The following is a 2,747-nucleotide window of genomic DNA, read 5'->3' on the forward strand; positions in this document are numbered from 1 at the left end:
GCGCGGCTCGATCGAGAGCCGGCGCTCGAGCCGGTCGAGCCGGGGCGTGGACGCCCCTCGACGCTGTGGTCGGGCGCCGGGGCAGCAGGATGCGGGCGCACATGATCTCGAGCAGCACCGCCGGCGCCGTGGCGCCGCGGAACTCGAGCAGCCCGGCGTTGACGATGTCGGCGGCCCGGGCGAGCTCGGCCTTGCCGAACCGGCTGGCCTGGCCCTGGAGCCGCTCCCCCAGGTCCTGCGGCACGTCGAGCAGGCCGGACGTCAGCGCGTCCGGGACGGCCGAGACGACGATGAGGTCGCGCAGGCGCTGGAGCAGGTCCTCGGCGAACCGGCGCGGGTCCTGACCGGTCTCGATGACCTTGTCGACGACGCCGAAGACGGACGCGCCGTCGTGTGCGGCCAGCGCGTCGGCGACCTCGTCGAGCAGCGCGTCGGGCGTGTAGCCGAGCAGCGCGACGGCCAGGTCGTAGGTGACGCCCTCGGGGCCGGAGCCGCCGAGCAGCTGGTCGAGGATGCTGAGCGTGTCGCGCACGGAGCCGCCGCCGGCGCGCACGACCAGGGGCAGCGCCTTCGGGTCGAGCGCGACGCCCTCGGCCTCGCAGAGCTTGCGCAGGTAGTCGGCCAGCGTGCGCGGCGGCACCAGCCGGAACGGGTAGTGGTGCGTGCGGGAGCGGATCGTGCCGATGACCTTGTCGGGCTCGGTCGTGGCGAAGATGAACTTCAGGTGCGGCGGCGGCTCCTCGACGAGCTTGAGCAGCGCGTTGAAGCCCTGCGGCGAGACCATGTGGGCCTCGTCGATGATGTAGACCTTGTAGCGGCTGGAGACCGGCGAGAAGAACGCGCGCTCGCGGATGTCGCGCGCGTCGTCGACACCGCCGTGGCTGGCCGCGTCGATCTCGATGACGTCGATGCTGCCGGGCCCGCCGCGGGCCAGGTCGCGACAGCTCTGGCACTCGCCGCACGGCTCGGCGACCGGCGCCTTCTCGCAGTTCAGCGTGCGGGCCAGGATGCGGGCGCTCGTGGTCTTGCCGCAGCCGCGCGGGCCGGAGAACAGGTAGGCGTGGTTGACCCGGTTGTTGGCCAGGGCCTGGCGCAGCGGCTCGGTGACGTGGTCCTGCCCGATGACCTCGGCGAACGACTCGGGCCGGTAGCGGCGGTACAGAGCGAGGGGGGCGGCTTCCACACCGAAACCCTAGCCACCGCCCCTGACACCGGGCCAGGGACGGTGGCGCACGGCTCACTCCCGCCGCTCGGACTCCTGACGGGCGTCCTGCTCGGCCTCCGCGGCGGCGTGCTCGCGGATGGCCCGGCCGGCCTCCACGTCCTCGAGCTCCTTCTCGGCCGCCTTCTCGATGTTGCGGGTGTCGCGCGGCGGCAGCTGGATCTGCTCCTCGGCCGGCAGGCCCGCCTCCAGCTCGCGGGTGCGCTCGAGCTCGGCGTCGATCTCGGCGCCGATGAGCAGCGCGATGTTGGTCAGCCACAGCCACAGCAGGAAGATGACCGCGCCCGCCAGCGAGCCGTACGTCTTGTTGTAGGACGCGAACGTGGCCAGGTACAGGCCGAACGCGGCCGACAGGACGATCCACGACAGGATCGCGACGAGGGCGCCGACGCTGATCCAGCGGAACTTCGGCTGCTTCACGTTGGGCGTGGCGTAGTAGAGGATCGCCACGATCACGACGACGACCACCAGCAGCACCGGCCACTTGGCGATCTGCCAGACGAGCACCGCGGTGTCGCCCAGCCCGATGAAGTCGCCGACCGCCTCGGCCACCGGGCCGGTCAGCACGAGGGCCAGCAGGGCGACCGCGCAGAGCACGACGGCGATGAGCGTCACCAGCAGCATGACCGGGCGCAGCTTCCAGATCGGGCGCCCCTCCTCGATCTCGTACACCCGGTTCATGGCCCGGCTGAACGCGCCGACGTACCCGGACGCCGACCACAGCGCACCCAGCAGGCCGACGACCAGGGCCAGGCCGGCACCCGGGGACGTGGCGAACGACTCGATGGTCGGCTGGACGGAGTCGACGACCGACTGCGGCGCCACCTGGCCGATCACCTTGACCACCTCGTCGGCGGTCTGCTGGCCCTGCCCGAGGACGCCGAGCAGCGAGAACAGCGCGATCGCGCCGGGGAACAGCGCCAGCACCGAGTAGTAGGTGAGCGCCGCGGCCAGGTCGGTGCCCTGGTCGGCGGAGAACTCGCGCATCACCTTGCGGCCCACGTAGCCCCACGAGCGCTTCTGCAGGTCCATCGGGGACGACGGCTTGCGCGGGTCGTCGGGGTCGGGGGCGTTCTCGGCGTACCGCTCCTCCGGCTCGGCCTCCTCGGCGGCGTGCCGGTGCACGGACTTCTTCCGCCGGAGTCGCGACAGCAGGCTCATGCGAGTGGTACCTCCTCGGTGGACTACGCCATCCACCCTGCCGCGCCGCCGCGGTTTCCGCCCGTCAAGGACGTCCGTCGGAACGCCCGAGGCCGGCCTCCCGGGCCCGCACGATCGCCTCGGCCCGGTCGGCGGCGTGCAGCTTCGCGTAGACGGACGAGACGAGGTTGCGCACCGTCTTGCCCGACACGTACAGCTCGCGCGCGATGGCGTCGTTGCTGCGGCCGCGCGAGCAGGTCGAGCACGGACCGCTCCCGGTCGGTCAGCTCGGGGAACGGGTGCGGCTCGGGACGTCCCTCGCGGGCGGCGAACAGCTCCACCACCCGCGCCGCGAGCGAGGCGCCGAACACCATCCCGCCCGCGG

Annotated in this window: 1 protein-coding gene and 2 pseudogenes; all 3 read right to left on the reverse strand. The window is 72.6% G+C overall.

Annotated elements, in window-relative coordinates:
• Positions 1-1,183: pseudogene (locus AC2W7G_RS13195) on the reverse strand (DNA polymerase III subunit gamma and tau); the annotation flags it as partial.
• A gap of 54 nt (positions 1,184-1,237) precedes the next feature.
• Complete coding sequence (locus AC2W7G_RS13200) at positions 1,238-2,383, reverse strand: YihY/virulence factor BrkB family protein (RefSeq protein WP_485868842.1); 1,146 nt, start codon at positions 2,381-2,383, stop codon at positions 1,238-1,240.
• Between the two features lie 64 nt (positions 2,384-2,447).
• Positions 2,448-2,606, reverse strand: a pseudogene (locus AC2W7G_RS13205) (response regulator transcription factor); the annotation flags it as partial.
• Positions 2,607-2,747 lie beyond the last annotated feature (141 nt).

This window comes from Aeromicrobium sp. PFPM2_SD2 (assembly GCF_057364525.1).

Coding starts and splice junctions, on each gene's coding strand:
- AC2W7G_RS13200 (WP_485868842.1), bottom strand. CDS start 2,383: ATGAGCCTGCTGTCGCGACTCCGGCGGAAGAAGTCCGTGCACCGGCAC.